17 protein-coding genes, 1 tRNA gene and 1 pseudogene are annotated in these 18,466 nt (G+C 61.2%); 7 read left to right on the top strand and 12 right to left on the bottom strand.

The window, feature by feature from the left end:
• The first annotated feature begins 61 nt into the window (after positions 1-61).
• Complete coding sequence (gene metC, locus WOC76_RS11270) at positions 62-1,246, top strand: cystathionine beta-lyase (RefSeq protein WP_445730629.1); 1,185 nt, start codon at positions 62-64, stop codon at positions 1,244-1,246.
• On the opposite strand, the gene WOC76_RS11265 is transcribed toward metC, so the two are convergent.
• The 9 genes from WOC76_RS11265 to WOC76_RS11225 form a co-directional block, all read right to left on the bottom strand.
• Positions 1,212-1,685: an NUDIX hydrolase gene (locus WOC76_RS11265; RefSeq protein WP_341106815.1), complete on the bottom strand. Its 474-nt coding sequence runs from the start codon at positions 1,683-1,685 to the stop codon at positions 1,212-1,214. The genes metC and WOC76_RS11265 overlap by 35 nt on opposite strands.
• Positions 1,682-2,680 carry an inorganic phosphate transporter gene (locus tag WOC76_RS11260; RefSeq protein ID WP_341106816.1) on the bottom strand — a complete coding sequence of 333 codons (999 nt, stop codon included), beginning with the start codon at positions 2,678-2,680 and terminating at the stop codon, positions 1,682-1,684. Before WOC76_RS11260 ends, WOC76_RS11265 begins: the two co-directional genes overlap by 4 nt.
• Positions 2,681-2,690: 10 nt before the next feature.
• Positions 2,691-3,335: a DUF47 domain-containing protein gene (locus WOC76_RS11255; protein ID WP_341106817.1), complete on the bottom strand. Its 645-nt coding sequence runs from the start codon at positions 3,333-3,335 to the stop codon at positions 2,691-2,693.
• Between the two features lie 102 nt (positions 3,336-3,437).
• Positions 3,438-4,181, bottom strand: coding sequence for a DUF2865 domain-containing protein (locus WOC76_RS11250; protein WP_341106819.1), 744 nt, complete (start codon positions 4,179-4,181; stop codon positions 3,438-3,440).
• Positions 4,182-4,267: 86 nt separating this feature from the next.
• Positions 4,268-4,344 (bottom strand) — tRNA-Arg (locus WOC76_RS11245).
• Between the two features lie 12 nt (positions 4,345-4,356).
• Positions 4,357-4,668: an ETC complex I subunit gene (locus WOC76_RS11240; protein ID WP_341388404.1), complete on the bottom strand. Its 312-nt coding sequence runs from the start codon at positions 4,666-4,668 to the stop codon at positions 4,357-4,359.
• A 185-nt stretch (positions 4,669-4,853) separates the two neighbouring features.
• Positions 4,854-5,582, bottom strand: coding sequence for a class I SAM-dependent methyltransferase (locus tag WOC76_RS11235; protein ID WP_341106820.1), 729 nt, complete (start codon positions 5,580-5,582; stop codon positions 4,854-4,856).
• Positions 5,583-5,593: 11 nt separating this feature from the next.
• A complete protein-coding gene (locus WOC76_RS11230) occupies positions 5,594-6,220 on the bottom strand; it encodes an HAD family hydrolase (RefSeq protein WP_341106821.1) in 627 nt (208 codons plus the stop codon).
• A 231-nt stretch (positions 6,221-6,451) separates the two neighbouring features.
• Complete coding sequence (locus WOC76_RS11225; protein ID WP_341431419.1) at positions 6,452-7,024, bottom strand: hypothetical protein; 573 nt, start codon at positions 7,022-7,024, stop codon at positions 6,452-6,454.
• A 51-nt stretch (positions 7,025-7,075) separates the two neighbouring features.
• Here WOC76_RS11225 and WOC76_RS11220 point away from each other — a divergent pair, with 51 nt between their 5' ends.
• Positions 7,076-7,465 carry a hypothetical protein gene (locus WOC76_RS11220; RefSeq protein WP_341431418.1) on the top strand — a complete coding sequence of 130 codons (390 nt, stop codon included), beginning with the start codon at positions 7,076-7,078 and terminating at the stop codon, positions 7,463-7,465.
• A gap of 168 nt (positions 7,466-7,633) precedes the next feature.
• Here WOC76_RS11220 and WOC76_RS11215 read toward each other — a convergent pair whose 3' ends face one another.
• From WOC76_RS11215 to WOC76_RS11205, 3 genes are all read right to left on the bottom strand, one after another.
• The gene (locus WOC76_RS11215) at positions 7,634-8,629 is read right to left on the bottom strand and encodes a glycosyltransferase family 2 protein (protein ID WP_341388399.1); all 996 of its coding nucleotides are present in this window, start codon (positions 8,627-8,629) and stop codon (positions 7,634-7,636) included.
• A gap of 18 nt (positions 8,630-8,647) precedes the next feature.
• Positions 8,648-9,751 carry a DegT/DnrJ/EryC1/StrS family aminotransferase gene (locus WOC76_RS11210; RefSeq protein ID WP_341388397.1) on the bottom strand — a complete coding sequence of 368 codons (1,104 nt, stop codon included), beginning with the start codon at positions 9,749-9,751 and terminating at the stop codon, positions 8,648-8,650.
• A 368-nt stretch (positions 9,752-10,119) separates the two neighbouring features.
• The gene (locus WOC76_RS11205; RefSeq protein WP_341106830.1) at positions 10,120-12,150 is read right to left on the bottom strand and encodes an acyltransferase family protein; all 2,031 of its coding nucleotides are present in this window, start codon (positions 12,148-12,150) and stop codon (positions 10,120-10,122) included.
• Between the two features lie 952 nt (positions 12,151-13,102).
• On the opposite strand from WOC76_RS11205, the gene WOC76_RS11200 reads away from it, so the two are divergent.
• The 5 genes and pseudogenes from WOC76_RS11200 to WOC76_RS11180 all read left to right on the top strand — a co-directional run.
• Positions 13,103-13,330, top strand: coding sequence for an excisionase family DNA-binding protein (locus WOC76_RS11200; protein ID WP_341106831.1), 228 nt, complete (start codon positions 13,103-13,105; stop codon positions 13,328-13,330).
• Between the two features lie 130 nt (positions 13,331-13,460).
• A complete protein-coding gene (locus tag WOC76_RS11195) occupies positions 13,461-13,970 on the top strand; it encodes a hypothetical protein (protein ID WP_341106833.1) in 510 nt (169 codons plus the stop codon).
• Between the two features lie 38 nt (positions 13,971-14,008).
• The gene (locus tag WOC76_RS11190) at positions 14,009-15,109 is read left to right on the top strand and encodes a hypothetical protein (protein WP_341388394.1); all 1,101 of its coding nucleotides are present in this window, start codon (positions 14,009-14,011) and stop codon (positions 15,107-15,109) included.
• 4 nt (positions 15,110-15,113) lie between these two features.
• The gene (locus WOC76_RS11185) at positions 15,114-17,087 is read left to right on the top strand and encodes a hypothetical protein (protein WP_341106837.1); all 1,974 of its coding nucleotides are present in this window, start codon (positions 15,114-15,116) and stop codon (positions 17,085-17,087) included.
• Between the two features lie 586 nt (positions 17,088-17,673).
• Positions 17,674-17,874 (top strand): annotated as a pseudogene (locus tag WOC76_RS11180) (ProQ/FINO family protein); the annotation flags it as partial.
• Positions 17,875-18,466: the final 592 nt, after the last annotated feature.

Here is an 18,466-nt window from a genome sequence, read left to right as displayed (position 1 = left end):
AAACGGCGCGACCGGAACGGCGATGGCGAGCGATAAGGACAAAAAACGGCGAAAAAACAGTATGGCGACGCTGGTGACCCAGGCCGGGCGGGCGCCTTTTGACCATTTCGGATTCGTCAATCCGCCGGTGTACCGCGGCTCGACCGTGCTGTTCCCGACCATGGGCGATTTGGAATTACTGCGCCAGCCCTACACTTACGGCACCAAAGGCACGCCCACGACGCGCGCGCTCGAGGGCGCCTGGAGCGAGATCGCCGGCGCGGCGGAGACGGTGCTCGTCCCCTCGGGGCTCGCGGCCATCGCGCTCGCCTTGCTCACGGCGACCAAGGCCGGCGCGCATCTACTCGTCACCGACTCGGCCTATTCGCCGACCCGCGCCTTTTGCGACGGTTTTCTCGCGCGCTTCGGCGTGACGACGGAATATTACGACCCCGCCGTCGGGGCCGGGATCGCTACACTGATCAGGCCCGAAACGACGGCCGTTCTCGTCGAATCGCCCGGCTCGCAGAGCATGGAGATACAGGACGTTCCGGCCATCTCTGCGGCGGCGCGGGAGAAGGGCGTCTGCATCGTCATCGACAACACCTGGGCGACGCCCCTGCTCTTCCCGCCGCACGAGCGCGGCTGCGATCTGGCCATCGAGGCCGGCACCAAATATCTCTCCGGCCACTCGGACATTCTCATCGGGCTCGTCTCGGCCAACGCCAAATGGGCGAAGCGGCTGCGCCATACCTTCAATCTTTTCGCCATGGGGGCCGGCCCGGACGACGCCGCGCTCGCCTTGCGCGGAATGCGAACCATGGCGCTGCGGCTGAAGGCGCAAGGCCGCGCCGCTCTGGACATTGCGCACTGGCTGGCCGCGCGCCCGGAGGTCGTGCGCGTGCTGCACCCCGCCCTGCCAAGCCATCCGGGCCACGATATATGGAAGCGCGACTTTTCCGGTTCGTCGGGCGTGTTCTCGATCATTTTGAAACCAGCCCCCAAGGAGGCCGTCGAGGCTTTCGTGGACGGGCTGGAGCTCTTCGGCATTGGCTATTCCTGGGGCGGCTATGAAAGCCTTATCCTGCCCTTCGACTGCGCCCCCTACCGGACGGCCACCCGCTGGGCGCCAGAAGGCCCGGCCCTGCGCTTCTCGATCGGGCTCGAGGATGTCGCCGACCTGAAGGACGATCTTGACGCGGGCTTCGCCAGGCTTGGGGACGCCCTCTCCCTCAAGGCTTCACTGATTTCCCGAAGGCCAGAATAATCTCGCGCAGGCCGGGCTCGTCCACCTGTCCCGCCGCGACGGCGAAGGGGAACCAGTAAGTGACGCGCTGCCCCTTCTCCGGCCATTTCTTACGCTGCCGCTCCACACGCAGCGCGTAAACCTCGACCCGACACTCCACGAGGCCGCCGCCCTTCATCCGTTTTTCGTAGTCGAATACGCCAAGACTCGATTTTTCAATCTTGCCGTGAAGCCCCGCCTCCTGCTGCGCCTCTATGGCCGCGACGATGTGGGGCTTGCGGCCCTTCATCGGCCAGCCCTTGGGAATGACCCACCGCTTGGTGTCGCGCGAGGTCGCAAGGAGGATTTCCAGGCCATGCTCCTCGCTCACGCGCCACGGCAAGGCCCCATATTGCAGACGTGGCGTGGAGGGCCGCTCGCTCTTCTTCTTGGCCTTCGGCTCCTTCTTCGCCTGCTTCATCCAAAGAAACTCGCGCCCGTGTAAAAAGCCGCGGCGATGAAGGCCGACATCGGCATGGTTACGATCCAGGCGATGACGATGTCCTTGGCGACGCTCCACCGCACCGCCGAGACCCGCCGCGCCGCGCCGACGCCCACAATGGCGCCGGTGATTGTGTGCGTCGTCGACACCGGAATGCCGAGGCCCGTCGCAAGAAATAGGGTGATCGCGCCGCCTGTCTCGGCGCAAAAGCCCTGCATCGGCGTCAGCCGCGTGATCTTCGAGCCCATGGTGTGAACGATCCGCCAGCCGCCGAAGAGCGTGCCCAGTCCCATCGCCGCCTGGCAGGTCAGCACCACCCAGAACGGCACCTTGAAGTCGCCGCCATAGACGCCATGCGAATAGAGCAGTACGGCGATGACCCCCATCGTCTTCTGCGCATCATTGCCGCCGTGTCCGAGCGAGTAAAGCGAGGCGGAAACGAATTGTAGCGACCGAAACAGCGTATCGACCGCGAGCGGCGTGCGGCGCACAAAAATCCAGGAAACCGCGAGAATCAGCAGCAGCGCCAGAACGAAGCCGAGCGCCGGCGAGAGAACGATCGCCGAGCCGGTCTTGAGGAGGCCGCTCCAGACGATCGCGCTTGTTCCGGTCTTGGCGACGCCGGCGCCGACAAGGCCGCCGACGAGCGCGTGAGAGCTCGACGAGGGGATGCCGAGCGCCCAGGTGATGACGTTCCAGGAGATCGCGCCCATCAGCGCGCCAAAGATGACCTTGTCGTCGACGATCTGCGGCGAGATGATGCCCGAGCCCACTGTCTGCGCCACATGGAGGCCGAAGAACAGAAAGGCCACGAAATTGAAGAAGGCCGCCCAGAAGACGGCGTATTGCGGCCGCAGCACGCGCGTCGAAACGATGGTGGCGATGGAATTGGCGGCGTCGTGCAGGCCGTTCAGGAAGTCGAAGGCCAGCGCGACCGCGATCAACGCGTAAAGGAGAAGCGGTGCGTCGGCCATGCTGAACCTTTCAGCTATGCTCGATGACGATGCCCGTCACCCGGTTGGCGACATCCTCGAAGCCGTCGACCACCTTTTCCAGATGGCCGTAAAGCTCCGACCCCACGACGAAAGCCATCGGGTCACTCGTGCGATGCAGGCGGAAGAGCTCTTTGAGGCCATGATCGTGGATGGCGTCGGCCTCGTCCTCGATGCGGGTGATTTCCTCGCTGAAGGCGTTGAGCTTGGCGGCGTTCTGGCTCATGGCGCGCAGGAGCGGCAGGGCGTTGCGCGTCAGCTCGGCCGACTGGACGATGATGTCGCCGATGCGGCGCATCGAGGCGTCGAACTCCCGAACCTCGTAGAGCTGCGTCGCTTTCGCCGTCTGGTGCATCTGGTCGATCGTGTCGTCCATCGCCACGATGAGGTCGCGAATGTCGCTGCGGTCGAAGGGCGTGATGAAGGTGCGGCGAACGGCCAGCAGCGCCTCGCGGGTGATATCGTCGGCGGCGTGTTCCTGCCGGCGGATTTCCTGGCAGCAGCTCAGATAGCCCTCGCCGCCGTCGAGCATCCGGCGCAGCGCCCCGGCGCCGGCCACGAGCGTCTCGGCATGGCGCTCGAAGAGGTCGAAAAATCCTTCTTCTCGCGGCATCAGGGCCTGGAACCACGACAGCATTTGCGCCCCCCACGTTGAGCCGACGACCCTCGCCTTGTCACAAAAACGTCACGAAAGGCCCCGGCGGGATAGCCGCGCCCCGGCTTTCTGTAAAGCAGGAAATCAAGGCGCCGCCTGTCGCGCGGCCGCAACGCCGGCCTGATCGTCCTTGCTGATCTCGAGAGCCGGCGGCGCCGGCGCGATGGTTCCGGTGAGGACGGGCGGCGTCATCGGGCTGCGGCGCAGCATGGCGCGCAGGCGGTTGCGGAGATTGGACGAGACGGCGGCCTCGCCGAGCGGCACGAGTTTCGAGCCGCTATAGACGAAGGCGCCGTCCGTCTCGACGAGGATGTCGCCGTTTTGCAGCGTGGGGTCGTCTTTCGAGGCGCGTTCGGAATAGGCTTCGGCGCTTCCCGGATCATTGCAGACGCAGTCGCCGGACGCCTTGTCGCGGAAGGCGAAGGCGCGGGGCAAGGCGGAATAGCGCTGGCCCTTGCGGTTCCGGGCGCTCTCGATCGTCGAACCGTCATAGACGTCCATGGCCGCCGAGGGACAGGCAAGCTGACAGGACTGCTGGCGCGTGGCGCGGGTCGATTTGATCAGCGGGAAGAAATAGCCGTCGCAGGTGCGCACGCAAAAGCCGCCGGCGCCGGGATCGGAGGCGAAGCCCGCGCCCGGTCTGGCGCCTCCGGACCCTGGCGCCCCGGCGCGGCGGCTGGGAGCCGATTCGCGCGGACGGGGCGCCGCCTGCTGCGGCGTCGGATCGGGGCCGAAGAGGAATTCGAGCAGGCCCTGCGCCGCGCCCGGCGCGGGTGCAAAAGACAGCGCGAGCCCCAGCGCCAGGAAGACCGCAAGACGGTCCCGCATCCTCGCCCTTCCCTTTCAGCAGCCCGCCCGGCTTTGCCCGAGTTGAGCGCGCGAATATGTCATTTGTGGAGAAGCGCGCGTCGCGCTGGCGACCCCGACAGGATTCGAACCTGTGACCTACCGCTTAGAAGGCGGTTGCTCTATCCAGCTGAGCTACGGGGCCGGACGCCGTCTCTCAGTGCGTCCACAAGCCTATGCGATTCGTGCGGAAATTGTCGGAGTAGGACGCCGTGCGGCGCGAGGCGTTGTCCGGCTTGGGCTCCTCGACCCGGTAGGGAATGCCGGTCCGCTCGGCATAGGCCACGGCCTCTTCCTTGGTGACGAAGCGCAGGCGAATCTGCTGCTTCATGTCCGCAGAGCTGGTCCAGCCCATCAGCGGCTCGATGGAGCGCGGCGATTCGAGATCGAAATCGAGCCGCCAGGGCTTGTCCGATCCCGGTCCCGACTGGGTCACGCTCGGAGACTGGCGATAGATACGAGCCGTCATTTCAACCTCTTGCTTTGTTCGAAAGCGGCGGGCGCCGCCCGGTCTTGCCCCGCCGAGGCGAAAACCCCTCGCCCCCTTCGTAATCGGCCGAGGAGATTTTTCAACCCGATTTTCGCCGCCCAGCCCTGCGCCCGCCTTGCGGCGCGAGGGCCTTGCGCTGGCCGCGAGCCTCCATTGGCCGCGGATCAAGCTTTGGCGATGATGTAAATCTCCGCCCCGATATCGGGATAGCGTTCGCCGAGTTTCATGAAGCTCGACAGCATGGCCTCGCTCCAGCTTGCCTCGATCTGCGCATTCGAGACCGGCTTGATCCAATAGCCGCCGAACACTTCGATCTCCAGGCCGGCCTCATTGAAATCCCGCCTGAAAGTTTCGGGATTGTAAACCCGGCGGTGGCCCTGGCGCGTATCCGATTCATTGAGCGCCTCCTCGAAAGGAAGAAGCCCCATCAAAACAGCCGCCTGCCGATGGAGGGAGCGGCTGTTCGGAACGGCCGCGAGGATCCTGCCGCCGGGCGCAAGCCAGGACCGAGCCTTTTTCAGAATGTCAACCGGATTTTCGACGTGCTCGAGAACATGGCCCATGAGAATGTTGTCGAACTTGTTCTGCGGCGTGAAACCCTCGAACAGCGAATGAACGACCGTCAGGCCAGGATGCCGCGCCCTGATCTGATTGCAGAAAGCCTCCGACCCTTCGACGAGCGTGAGCGGCTGATTCAGCGTGACGAGCAGATCGGTCATTATGCCTTCCGCCGGCCCCAGCTCCAGTATGGAGCCCGGTTTGAAATACCGGCGGACGACGGAGAATGTGTATTCCACCAAGGCGCGGTTGGCGTTGGCGTCCGGCCGCCCAGCGAGAGCGATGTTGTTGAGAGTCCGCAGCTCTGTCTCATGCGCCGATTGTTGCGTGCTCATGGTTCCTCTTCTTACCTGCGATCGTCGATTGCCCAGGGGACAAAGTCGGTAAACTTATCCAGCAACACGTCGGGATCATAGGGCGCCAGGCTCTCGCGACTGAGAAAACCGTTGCTGACGGCGGCCGTTCTCACACCCAGTTTTTTTCCGACCTTCACGTCGTATCCCGTATCGCCGATCAGCCAATCGGCTGGCTCCAGCGCTGCTCCCTCGAGAAGCTCATCCTTGCTTCGCTTGCCGCCCGTGATCAGCAGGCTCTTGAACAAGGACGACCACCCCATCTTTTCCAGCTGGCGCCGGACCATCTCGGGCCTTTGCCTCGCGGTCAAGAGATGAAGGTCGACGCTTTGCGCCAATGTTTCCAGATGAGCGCCGACTCCCTCAAACGGCGTGTCCCGTTCAAGCCAGTCCTCATCCTCGATGCGATCAAGCCACCGTCGCTCGAAATCCCGGATTTCTTCGTCGCTGTAGCCAAAGCGCTCTTTCAGGATGACGGCGTGGCTTTGCTTTGCTCTCTTCAGGTCCCAGTATTGCCGCAGGCTGAGACTGGCGTCGTCACCGATCATCTCGCAGAACAAGCCGTACAGACGACCGCTCGCATCCAGCAGCGTTCCATCGAGATCAATCAGGCAATTCATTCGATAACAGACACCGTTCGCATCTTTGCGACATTGAACACCATGTCGTGGACCGGCGCGTGTTCCACGGCGACCATTGCGCCGTTGATGTGCACAATCATTCTCACGAGCTACGGCGATGCCGGCGCGCCGCCTTTCGGCGGTATTTATCGGGCCAACGCCACCCGGTGTCAACGCCGTAGGAGAGGCGGCGGATGGCCTCCTACAAGCCCCAATGCGCCCCTGACGGGATCATGAATGCCGCCCATAGTCGATCTGGCTATTCAAATCGGCTTCCGTGCAAAGCATTGGCGCGCGGTCCATGCCTCGAAGCCACATGAGCCCGTCCTTCAGGGGAGACCTCACCTTCTCGAGCCGGGGCCTTTCACCAAAGAGCGCCAGATTCGCGAAGATCTCGGGCATATTGAGGCCCGCTTCGGTGAAGAACAGAATCGTCGTGAAGAAACGCGAAATGTTGATCTCGGTCGGATTGGGGACGCCCTCCGCGTCATAGGCGAGATCGACGCCATATATTCCATGCGGCTTCGGATCAACGGCGCGGATTGTGCTCTCGGCGATACGGTCCAGCTCGGGGCTCGAGAATGTTACGCCCACCTTGGTCACGCCGGTAATCCCGGAGACCGCGCGACTGCCGTGAGTCCATCCCTGCCGCGCCCTGCCCTGCGCCACAATGAGTTCGCCTTCGCGCCAAATGGAGAGCCAGGTGACTGTATCCTTGGTGAGCATCTCGGCCGCGACAAAATCGCCCCACCCCTTGTAGTGGTCGATCCAGGCCTTGGCGAATTCGAAGCTCGATGTCGGCAATGCGCCTTTTCCGCCCCCTCCGATTGATGAGGCGCGCAACCATATGTTCCCTTGTTGCTTGCCAAGCGTATCAAACGCCCTTCGCAAATCTTCTTCGTTATGGATGAGAATATTCTCGGGCACTTTGATTCCGGCAGCTTTGAATTTCTGCCAGGATTTGTATTTGTGAACGCAGGCGTCGATCGTTTCGTGGCTTGGCATGAATATTTTCACGCCGGTTTCGACGATCTCATCGCGCAGCAAGGACGCGTGATAAATCTCGAGATCATTCTGGAAATGCACGAGATCGGGCTTCTCGAACCGCAGTATCTCGAGCAAGCGCCCTTTGTACTCAGGGGCGTTCGCGTAAGGAACCCAATATTTGCGCGAGGCGGCCGACAATATCAGGTCGGTGGGCTCGCTACCCATCCCGACAGTCTCGAAGCCGGCTCTGTTCAATGAATGGATCACGCCTTCCGAGGGCGCTCCACCTGCGCCGGCAACCAGTATCTTAGCCGTCCGTCCCATCCTGCACTCTTTCCCTCGCGCCGGGCGCCGCCAGACTGCTTGCGGGCGAGGTCGATCCCGCCCTTTGTTCACCGCGATATTCCAGCGCCGCCCCTGCCCTACTCAGAAAGCGACAGCGCGCAGTTTTGCAAGAAGCCCCTTCTTGTGCGGAATAAATGAACGAGCCAGGGCGGCAAGAGCTTTTTGTTCTTGATCGTCGAGCGGCAGCCTCCGCGCGGAGACGGCAATGTCTTCGAGTTCGCCGGCGAATGTCTCGGCGAAGTCGGGATAGGCATGAAGCCAAGCCCGAATGTTTTCGGCAAGGTAGACATAAGCAGAATAAAGTTCCGAACCTTCGACAATCCCCTCGTCAGCCGCGAGGTCGATAACCTTGCGCCAGTCCATGATCAGATGCGGCCAGTTTCCATTCTTGCCGTGACTGCTGAGGGATCCGGTGTGGATTCGAAAATAAGAGAGCGTGTCCGGCGCCGCGACCGCATTCCCTTTGGCCAAGAGATGCGTGAAAACCGAGACATCGCCAAGCCCGTTGCATGGCTTTCCCCGTATCTTCATGAACTCGATGCTTCCGTCGGGTTCGGCAAGATCCTGCTTCCTGAACAAGACTGTCGTCAATTCTCCGATCGGATTGAGCAAGGTCTTGGCCATTCGCCGGATGATTTCGCGCCCCTCGATCACGGTCGTCGATGTGACGCCAAAGGGGTTGATCAACTCGATCGGATGGTTGTGCTCGTCGATCGTCCGCCGGGGCGAGAAGGCGAGCTTCACATTTCGGTCCGCGGTCGCCTCCAGAGCCTCGACGAGATATTGCGTGCAGAAGGGATGCAATATGTCGTCGTCGAAGAGGAACTTGATGTAATCGCCCTTCGCCGCCGCCATGACGTGATTGACGTTGTTGACCCCCCAGCCGCCCGGATTGGGGTTGCGCAGATAGGTGACCTGCGCGCCGAACTCCGCAACGATGTCCCGGATTGCGTCGGTCGGACAGTCGTCCGAAACGATGATCTCGCGGTTTTCCCACGTCTGCGCGACCGCGCTCGCCAGGCACATCCGGAAATGCGACGGCTTGTAGGCCGGAATGAGAATCGAAACCAGCTTCATCGGCTTTGGCGCCCTTCTTCAGCTTTCCGCAAGCGCCGCACGCACGGCGAAAATAACCCGATCGACATCGGACAGGCTCAGATGCGGGCCCATGGGCAGGCTGAGAACTTCATTCGCAAGCCGATCCGCAATAGGCCATTGCGGCGCAAATTGCGCCATCTCGCCATAAGCCTGCTGCCGAAACGGCGGAATGGGATAATGGACGAGCGTGCCGACGCCGCTCTTCGTGAGACGCTCCTGCAAGGCGTCGCGCTTGGGCGTCGTGACGACATAAAGATGCCAGGCATGGGTCAGGCCCGGCGAGACCGACGGCAGGCCGATGGGCAGGCTGGCGAGGCCCTCTGCATAGCGCCGGGCAATCGCCTGGCGCCGGCCATTCCATTCGTCGATGGAGCGCAGCTTGACCCGAAGGATCGCTGCCTGAAGCGGATCGAGACGGCTGTTCATGCCTTTCTCGACGTTTACATATTTAATCGACGATCCGTAGTTGCGCAGCATGGAGATGCGTTTCGCGAGGCCGGAGTCGTTGGTCGTCACCGCGCCGCCGTCGCCCATCGCGCCGAGGTTCTTGCCAGGGTAGAAGCTCCAGGCGATCACATCGCCGTCGGCGCCGATCCGGCTCTCGCCGATCCGCGCGCCATGCGCCTGTGCGGCGTCCTCGACCATTCGCAGCCGATAGTGCGCGCAAATCTCCTTCAGCCGGGCGAGGTCCGCGGGATGCCCGTAAAGGTGCACGGGACAAAGCGCGCGTGTTCTATCGGTGACGGCGGCGGCGACGCGATCGGGATCGAGGCAGTGCGTGGCAGGATCAGGCTCCACCGGCACTGGCCTGGCGCCACATGCCGAGACCGCCAGCCAGGTCGCTATATAGGTATTGGAGGGGACGATGACTTCGTCGCCCGGACCGATATCCAGCGCCTTGAAGGCAAGCGTCAGCGCATCGAGCCCGTTGCCGACGCCAACGCAATGCGCGGCGCCCGCATAGGCCGCGAATTCCGTCTCAAAGGCTGCGACCTCCTCGCCCAGAATATAATGACCGGAATTGAGGACACGCGCGACGGCGCCGTCGATCTCGTCCTTGAGTTCCGTGTAGGGCGCCTTCACGTCGAGAAACGGTATCACCTGCTCGCGCTCCGCCATTCGGGGAATATCACAGTGTTCCGGATCGTGCTGGCGCCGGAGCCAGGGGCGGAAATTCGACGAGCTGCCGTTCTTCGGGAACCCATTATGCCTCACAGTCTGATGAAGGGCGCCCAGGGTCGGAAGCGGACCCCGGACCACGCAGGCGGCGTCGCCTCCCCCATTCCATTCAAAGGTCGCTCCTATCCCGTCGCAGGGTGGAGGGCGAGCTCCATGAAGCCTAACGTTAGGAGCGAGGTCAAAGTCAAGCTGACCCATCTCGGGCGAAGACCGACCGCGACAATAAGCTCTGTCGGAACATGATCAAGATGGATCGCCGCCCGCGCTTCCGGCGTGTCCCCGCAAGCATGTCATTTTCTTACCTCCCGCATCGGCTCGTCGGCGACCACGGCGGCGGCGAGAACTTGCCTGGCGAGATATTCGGACGCGGCTATTGTCATATGGGCGTCGTCCACCGCGGTGAGACCGGTATTGCGGTCGTCTCCGACGTAAATCTTGCACCCGCTTTCACGGCAGAACTGGTCAATGGCGCTGATGTAGATGAAGCCAGCCTTGTTTCGAAACTTTTCCTTTAGATATCCGTCGTAGAGAATGAATTTGTCTTCCAAATGGGCAAAGCTGTATCTTGGCGTGTCCGGCCAGAGCTTTACTGCGACAATAGCATGCAGATTATGCCGCCAATGCGGGACCGATCCCAAGAAGATCACCTTTTTTGCGCCGAGCTGCTTTAGATGGTCGCCGAGCGCGGTCATCACTTCAGGGCTGTGAACGCTGTCGTGCGCGACGACAACCACTTCCGGCTTCGTTACCGCGATCTGCTCGAGGGCAAACCAGTTGGACTGCTCGCAGTAATTGGTTGCGCTGCCGGCTGACACAATTACGGGGGCGCAGCCTGAACTTGCGACCTGCAGGATCTGCCAGTCTTCGGGAAGAGTCCGTTTAAGACCCGGATGGAGCTGCTGTGCATGGCTGTCCCCCCAAAGGAAGACGGCCATCCTGAATTTTGGGTCGCGCTCGTAGCATTCCTTTGCGATCCCGGCCTTGGGCACTGTGCTGATGAGCCCCGCACGGTGGGAGTCGAAATTGTAGAAGTCGCACTGGAGCCGGAATTCGGACGAAACGTGCTGAGTCGTAAAATAACGCCACTCTGGGGGGTTATTATCGAAACGCGCCAGAAAGTCCCGGCGGGCTTCGTCATATCTCCCATCGAAGCCATTGTTCATCACCGCCGACACGCCGAAAAAAAGCAGAAGAAGGCCGGCCGCAAAGCTGGAAGCAAAGATTTGGGGGCGGGTCAGAAAACGACCCGTTCGGAACGGGCGCTCCACGAAACGCCAGGAAAAATAGGCGATGGGAAAAGTGGCCAGAACGACGACGCTGGCGGAACGCGTTGTGAGGCCTCCAAAATGAACGTTTCGGGCGAATGCCAGCAGGGGCTGGTGCCAGAGATAAGCGCTATAGCTGAGCAGGCCCACGGCGACGAGGGCTCTCGCCCCCAGAAGCTTGCCGATGATCGTGTGGCTTCTCGCGAAGAGGATGATCAGAACCGCGCCAATTGTCGGGGCGAGCGCGTAAAAGCCCGGAAATGGGGTTTGTCTGTCATAAGACATGATGGCGTAAAGGATCAAAAGCAGACCGATCCCGCCGGGAATTTCCCGCCAGCCCTTTCCAGCCAATCGCGGGCCATTTGGATAAAAGGCCGCGAAGGAGCCGAGAAAGAGCTCCCATGCTCTCGTCGGGAGCAGATAAAACGCCGCCGAGGGGTATCGGGGCAACGCCCAGTGCGCCAGCAAAAAGCTGAGAACAGCGAGAGCGATCAGCGCCTGGAGCGCGCGTCTCTCGCTTTTTCTCAGCAACAGGACGAGGAGAAAAGGGAAAAACAGGTAAAACTGTTCTTCGACCGCCAGACTCCACGTATGGAGCAATGGCTTCAGCTCGGAGGCCGAGTCGAAATAGCCGCTGGTCGCGCTGAAAAATATGTTCGAAGTGAAAAGACAGACGGAAACCAGACTTTCGGAGAAGGTTGTCATTTCCTGCGGCGTCAGCAGGGCCCACGCAGCCGGCAGGCAGGCCGCCAGCATGAGAAGCAAAGCCGGAACAATGCGCCGGACCCGCCTCTCGTAGAAATTCACGATAGAGAACGAGCCGGCTCGAGCCTCGCTCATGATGATCGAGGCGATAAGATAGCCGCTGATCACAAAGAATATGTCCACGCCGACGAAGCCGCCCCTGGCGATATCGAAGCCCGCATGGAACAAGATGACGGGAACGACGGCCAGCGCACGGAGCCCGTCGATTTCCGGGCGATATGCCAGGGCGTCATGCCGCTTCGGTCCCGATCCTGCCTCAGCGGAAGCAAACCCCCATGCGATCGATCCCATTATCCGGCGAGAGATCAGACGAGCCTGAGTCGGGAGCGTGGTAATTTTATCCAAATAATGGTCGCCCTGTTACGCAGCACAACCGTAACCGTTCTGCTGGATATTGTTTGACGGACCCGGCCAAAAGCCCGGCTGGATATGGCTAAGCTATAGCTGGGTAATCAAAATTTCCGTAACAATAGAATGAAGCAAAACCCGAGTCAAAAAGGGTCGCGCCTTCAGTATAGCTCTGGCGGTTTGCTTCAGAGCTGGCCAAAGGCTGTCACTGCCGGACGTCCGAAATCGGGACGAGCGAGAATCCGGCGCACGGCAAAGCGGCCGCACGCCGAAACAGAAGGCTAACTCTTTGAAATATCTCTATGGAGCTGGTCGGGGCAGCAGCCCGCAACTATTGCTGTCTATCTATTTGTTTATACATAGCTATATACTTCGATATCGTCACTCCGTCCCCCAGTTTACCCACCAAATTTCTCCGATTAAGCGCGGTCGCCAGTGGACGGAGGCGGACAAACCTGGGCGGGCGCCGAGCCCGCCTATGTTCCGCTCGAAACCGTGATTTTGGGCCATAACTCCGCCTGCGGTCCCCCGTTTAGCCCGCCGCATGTGACGTCCCAGCGGATATATTTTCTTGGCTGGGTGTGGGGTCCGGAAACAACGGTGCAAACGGTGCAAACGGGGCGAAACCGCTCTCTGCGCCCCCGAGTGATTCGCCAAACGGCGACATCCCCTTAAACGCCCCGAATTTGAGACAATTTGAGACAAGGCCGCTCAAAAACTCTTTCATCTCAACCGCTTGCATTGTCTTAAATTAAAAAGCGCAATTCGGGACACGGTAATTTTCAGACATCCCCCAAATCCGTGCTGCAACTGCCTGCGTCCACCGGGAGCCGGGCGGACGGTCGCGAACAAAGAGCCAGCGACCATCCCGGCCCCTTCGAAAACGGAGCAAGGCATGCGCAACATCGAGAGAACCGCCCCGCTTGTTACGGTCGCCGACAAAATTGCGGCCGGCGGCTTCCTGACCATTCAGGAACTAGCCGCGCTCAAGTCGGTTGGGCGGACGACAATCTATGAGGACATCCAGGCCCGCCGGCTGCCTGTCGAGAAGCTTGGGAGAAGCACGCGCATCGCTGGCGCGGTAGCCAAGGCTTACGTCCCCGGTAGGGGCCTGGCCGCCTAAGAAAAAAAGCGCGGCGGCGGGGGCCACACACGCTCTCTGGGTTTCTGTAAGCAAGAATCCATATAGAGCCTTTTCCGATAAACGTAAACCCTCGCCTGCCGCCTTCCGTAACACATAACGGACGGCGCAAATGTCGAATCCTCTCGATCGCTACTCGAATTTAATTCGTCCCTTCCCCGAGCGCGGAGTCTATGACGTTCGGCCGGAACCCGGACTCGCCCGCTCGATCCTCCGCGACACCCCCAAGCAAGGCCGCATCTCTGGCGCGGCGGCGGTCTTCAAGGTCCTCGGCGGCCCCTATCCCGATGGCGCGGCGCCAGAAAAGATGACGCGCGATGGCGGCTACATCGGCCGCGTGATCGACCTCGAGTTTCACGAGGAAAGCCGCCTCTCTTGGCGCGTCGAGCGGGACATCGGGCTCGTGCTGGAGATGGCGCGGGGGCTCGACGTCCAACGCCTACTCTCACCCAACGCGACGCTCGCCGACATCATCAACGCCGTTGCGGGTCGATTGCAACCTACAGTGAAAAACTCCCACCCTCCGCGCCTACTTATGACGGTCGAGTGCAGGGCTGGAAACGACGGACGAAGATATTTCGCCGCAGTCGCGGCGGAGATCGCCGGGCCGTATTCAAAATGAAGGCCGCCGCGCTGAGCCCGTTGGAAATGGAATTTACCGTGCTCACGACCGTTGATGGCCGTTTCGCGGGGAAGAAGCCCCTGGAAGACGAGAACGGAAAACTCACCCTCCGCGCCTATAGCGCGGGGGAGGAGTTTTACTGTCAGACAGGAACTGTTCGCGGGATGCATGGGCTTCATCGTCTCTTGACCCGACTTTCTACTAACGGCTCATCCTTTATTGTCCGCGCGGCGCCGCGCCCGGGGGTCGATTTAACGAAGCCGATCCAGCGCCGTTACACCAACCCCGGCGGCGGAAATGACCTTGTGCCGCGCCCGCGTAATTGGGCCCCGCTCGACCTCGACGACTTTCCTGTGCCGGAGCCCTACGGGAACGGCGAGAATATACGTGCTGCGGCGTTGCACGCCCGCGATAACTTATTGCCCGCCGCATTCCGTGGCGTCGATTGCATCGCGACGCCAACCACGCAGTCGGGATGGCGCGGACCTGATAAGGCCCGCGTGCGCCTATGGTTCGCTATCCACCCGCCGATAGATGACACGCGCCTAGGGGCTTGGGCGACAAGCGTCCAGCTCGTGACGCGCATCGGTCTCGACCCCGCAACGCTGCGAACCGTCCAACCCATCTACACCGCCCGCGCGCCCTACCCCGAAGGCTTTACAGACCCGATCGCGCCCGAAGACCGCGTCATGTTTCTCGAAGGTTCCATAAGCGATCGCGTGTTTCTGGACGTCGACGAGTTCATGGCGCGCGCGGTTGCAATCCAGGCAGAGCTTGACGCGAAGCATCGAGCGGAGCTTGCGGCGCGCCCGACGCCTACAAGCAGCGGCGCGGAGGGGTGGCTCGACTACGGGCGTCAGATCATCGGTCTGGGCGGCCATGTGCGCGAGGCGGCTGTGCGGACGATCGGTCACGCGGTTCTAGCCGGCGCCAGCGATGAAGAGATTGAAGACGGGCTGCTTGATTTGATCGAGCCCTACGGCGGCATGGAGCGCGTCGACTCCTATGGGGGACTCGATGGTTGGCTCCGCCGGACCATCCGCGACATTCGCCTGCGCCAGTCCGCGCAAGATACGCGCGCCAACGACGCTCGGAGTCGTCTTCGTAATTTCCTGAACAATACGGGCCGGAAGGGCTAAGACAATGCAGGCTACTAAGCTCACAATTCTCGATGTTGAGCGTATGCGTATCGAGCGCGACTTCCCGGTCGAGAAAGTCGCCGCCGCGCTTGGGTGGGACGGCCGCGCATACAAGCGTTATCTCGAAAAGGCGCAAACGGGGGGCGCGAAACCCTTGCACGCGGATTTCCAGGCGAAAGCCTCCGCGCTCTTTTCCAATGACAACGCAACCGAATCTCCGGGGCCGGAATTGGATGGCGACCCGGAACTCGCAGCGATGGAAGCGGCCAACCGCTCGAAGGTATATGGGAGTGACAATCCTTTTGTGGGGATGACTCCCGAGCAGCTCACTGAAGCTGCCGAGGGACTGTCCGCCAAGGAATCCGACAAAGCGCGCAACATTATTAACGCCGCCGCGATCGTCGGTCTCGATGCGCTCACGTTCGCGCCGATCAAGGAGGCGATTAATAAGAAATGCGGCGTCGGAAAGCGGGACATCGACAAGCTGTTCGCTAACGCGCGCGCGGCGCACGCGGCGCGAAATGCGAAATCTCCCGAAGAGCTTGCTGCGGAAGCTGCGGAAGCCGCTCGCAAGCGGGCCGAAGAAGAGGTGGAAGCCCGCACCAAGCTGCGCGCTGAGTTGTGGGCGAAGGTCGATAAGCTCGCAACGGACCCCAACTTGATGCAGCGCGTAATCGACTATACGCAAGCCGCGGGGGTTGTCGGCGAAGAGGCGGGAATTGTCGGGGCCTATCTCACGGCAACATCGCGCTTGCTCGACGGCCGCGCGCTGTGTCTGCTTCGTCGGGGCGCGCCGGCAAGCGGGAAAAATTATTTAACGGAGAAAGTGCTGGAAACTTTTCCGATCGAGGATATTATTCGCTTGAACTCCGCTTCGCCAAAAGCGCTGTTTTACTATGGTGGGTTGGATGACGTTCACGCGATCTCCCATAAAATAGTTTACGTGCCCGAAGTTGCAGGGCTTGTGCTCCGCGACGGCAAAGAGCACGAAATCCTCCCAGTCATCCGAAGCATTGTGAGCGACGGGAAGGTTTCTTTCGTGGTTGCAGATCACGAGACGAGGGCGGAGATCAAATTCGAAAAGGAAGGCCCTATCGCGCTAATAATGACGAGCGCGCGTTCGAACGTTGAAGACGAAATGCTTACGCGGCTCCTCCTCGTGGACACTGACGAGTCTCGCGAGATGACGCAGAAGGTCGTCTCGCGCATTTGCGTTACAGCAAACGGCGCGGCGCCTGCGGAAGCGCGCGGCGTCTCCAAAAGCGAGCTTATCGACTTTCAACGCTGGCTTGCAACGGGCGGGCCTTACGACGTTATCATCCCCTTCGCAGACGCGCTGCTCGGGGCGCTGTTGCGTCTCTCTGCGCCGCTCCGCGCGCGGCGCGATGTTGGCAACATCATCGCGGCGGTTGCCGCATCGGCCATCGTCTATTCCGCGCTGCGCGAGCGCGATGCTGAGGGCCGCATCGTTGCGACCATGCAAGATTACGAATGGGCGCATTTTGCTTTTGCCGGCGGCCTTGCGGCCATGTATGCGCCGAGAGCCGACAGGGGAGTAGTGGCGCTTGTCACCGTTCTCGAACGGCTTCACGAAAAGGCGACGGCCCCCGTCCGCGAGGAGCTGGAAGCATGGCGCCGCGCCAACCCCGGCGTCGATCCAAACAGATCCGAGGACGCGCCTACTGTGCCTGACACTGTGCAGGTCTCTCAACGGCAAATCAAATCGGCGTTGGGAATCGACAGTAGCGACGCCGTCCAAACGCGCATCAAGAACGCGGTGGCGGCGGAAATCGTTGAGATAGTTGATCCGCCTTTCGGGAGCAGCCGCGGCCGCGCGGCTCACACCTACCGCGTCAAGATTGGTTCAAAGGACTTGGCGGAGCAGCTCGAAGGCGTCCAGGCCATTCCGACGCCCGAGGCCGTCCGGGACATGGTCGACAACCCGTGGAAGCAGGACCCCGACAACCCCTTCGAATAATTTTCACGGGGTGTCTGGGGGCCAGAACGGACGGTGCAAGCGGTGCAAACGGTGCAGGAGGAATTAGGCGACAAAACCAACCTAAGCGGGATTTGCGCCGCTTGCACCGTTTGCACCGCTTGTTCTCAGCCCCAGACCCTCCAAAGAAAATATATCGCGCCACTCCCGGTGAAAGGCTAGATCATGGCCGTTAATCTCGACACGAAGCTGGGGCCTTCTGGCCGTCCGCTCCTACGACTTTCGAAAGCCGTAAAGTCCCCAACGCGGCCTGCACCTGCGGGGACCCTGCCGCCCCTACCCCCGCGCAACCGCAACCGCGCCCCGACCCGCTGGCCGCTTTGGCGGCTGCCGCCAAGCGCGCGCGGTCCGCAGCACCCCCAGCGCCCGCCAAGGAGCCGAAGCCGGCCTCCGACCCTGCGGGCATCTCACAGGCGCGCAGAGCGCGCACAGAGACCGCCCGCGCGTGGATGACCCGAACTTATCCGTCGGTCTTCGGTCCTGACCCGAAACCGCTCGTCATCGGAATCGCAAGGAGCTACGCGCTGCCGGGCGTGAGGCTGGCCATGGCCTTCTCGCGGTCAAAGGCGCCGTGGGTAGGCACGTCGCGAGCTACGGCTACCTCGTGGCGCTCGCCGCGCCCGGCGCAATGCGTCACGACCTGCGCGGCAACCCGATTAAGCCCGTCTCTGACGAGCATCGACAACGCGCGCAAGAGACGCCCGGGGCGTTGCGCGTGAAGCGTAAAGGAGCTGGGCAGCTTGGCTTTTTAGGTCCGCTCGTCACGTAATATAATCCCTGTCATGCAGGGGTCAGCATAACAGCGGGAAATCGGATATAGGTAGCGGTTGAATGCCGCCCCTTTTCTTAAATTCAAAAAAGCGATCCATTATTTTCCACGATCTAGCGGAAATATCGAGAAGCTTTTCTCCGCTTATATGTGCGGGGTCTCCGTGTCGTGGACCTGTCGAAAGATCAGTTATCGGCCGGACGAAAGTCTCTGCTATTCGAAGGGCGTCACACATCGAGCGCCACCCCTGTTTTCGATTTTTTCCCGGAGCAACGTTATGCCTAATTGCCTCGACGGCTCGCGCACAAACGATAGGAGTTATGTGCGTCTCTCTTAGGCAGTCTGTAAGATCGTGTATGGCTCGAATGATACTCGGGCTCCCAAGAATAATCCGCATGACTGCATCAAAGTCACTTGGGCTTTTCACAGAAAGGCTGAGTTGCTCGACCTGCGGATTATTCAGGATCAGCGGGCTGCTAAGTCCAACTACATTAACGAATGTATCCAAAATAACGTCATATCCGACTCCGGTAGAGAACGCTGCTAAATCGACTGCTGATGTCGCAATATCTAACGCACGCATATAAACCTG

Origin of the sequence: Methylocystis sp. IM3 (assembly GCF_038070105.1) — a bacterium.
Taxonomy (GTDB): domain Bacteria; phylum Pseudomonadota; class Alphaproteobacteria; order Rhizobiales; family Beijerinckiaceae; genus Methylocystis.
The sequence above is the reverse complement of the archived record's forward strand: the minus strand, read 5'-3'. Positions and strand labels throughout refer to the sequence as shown.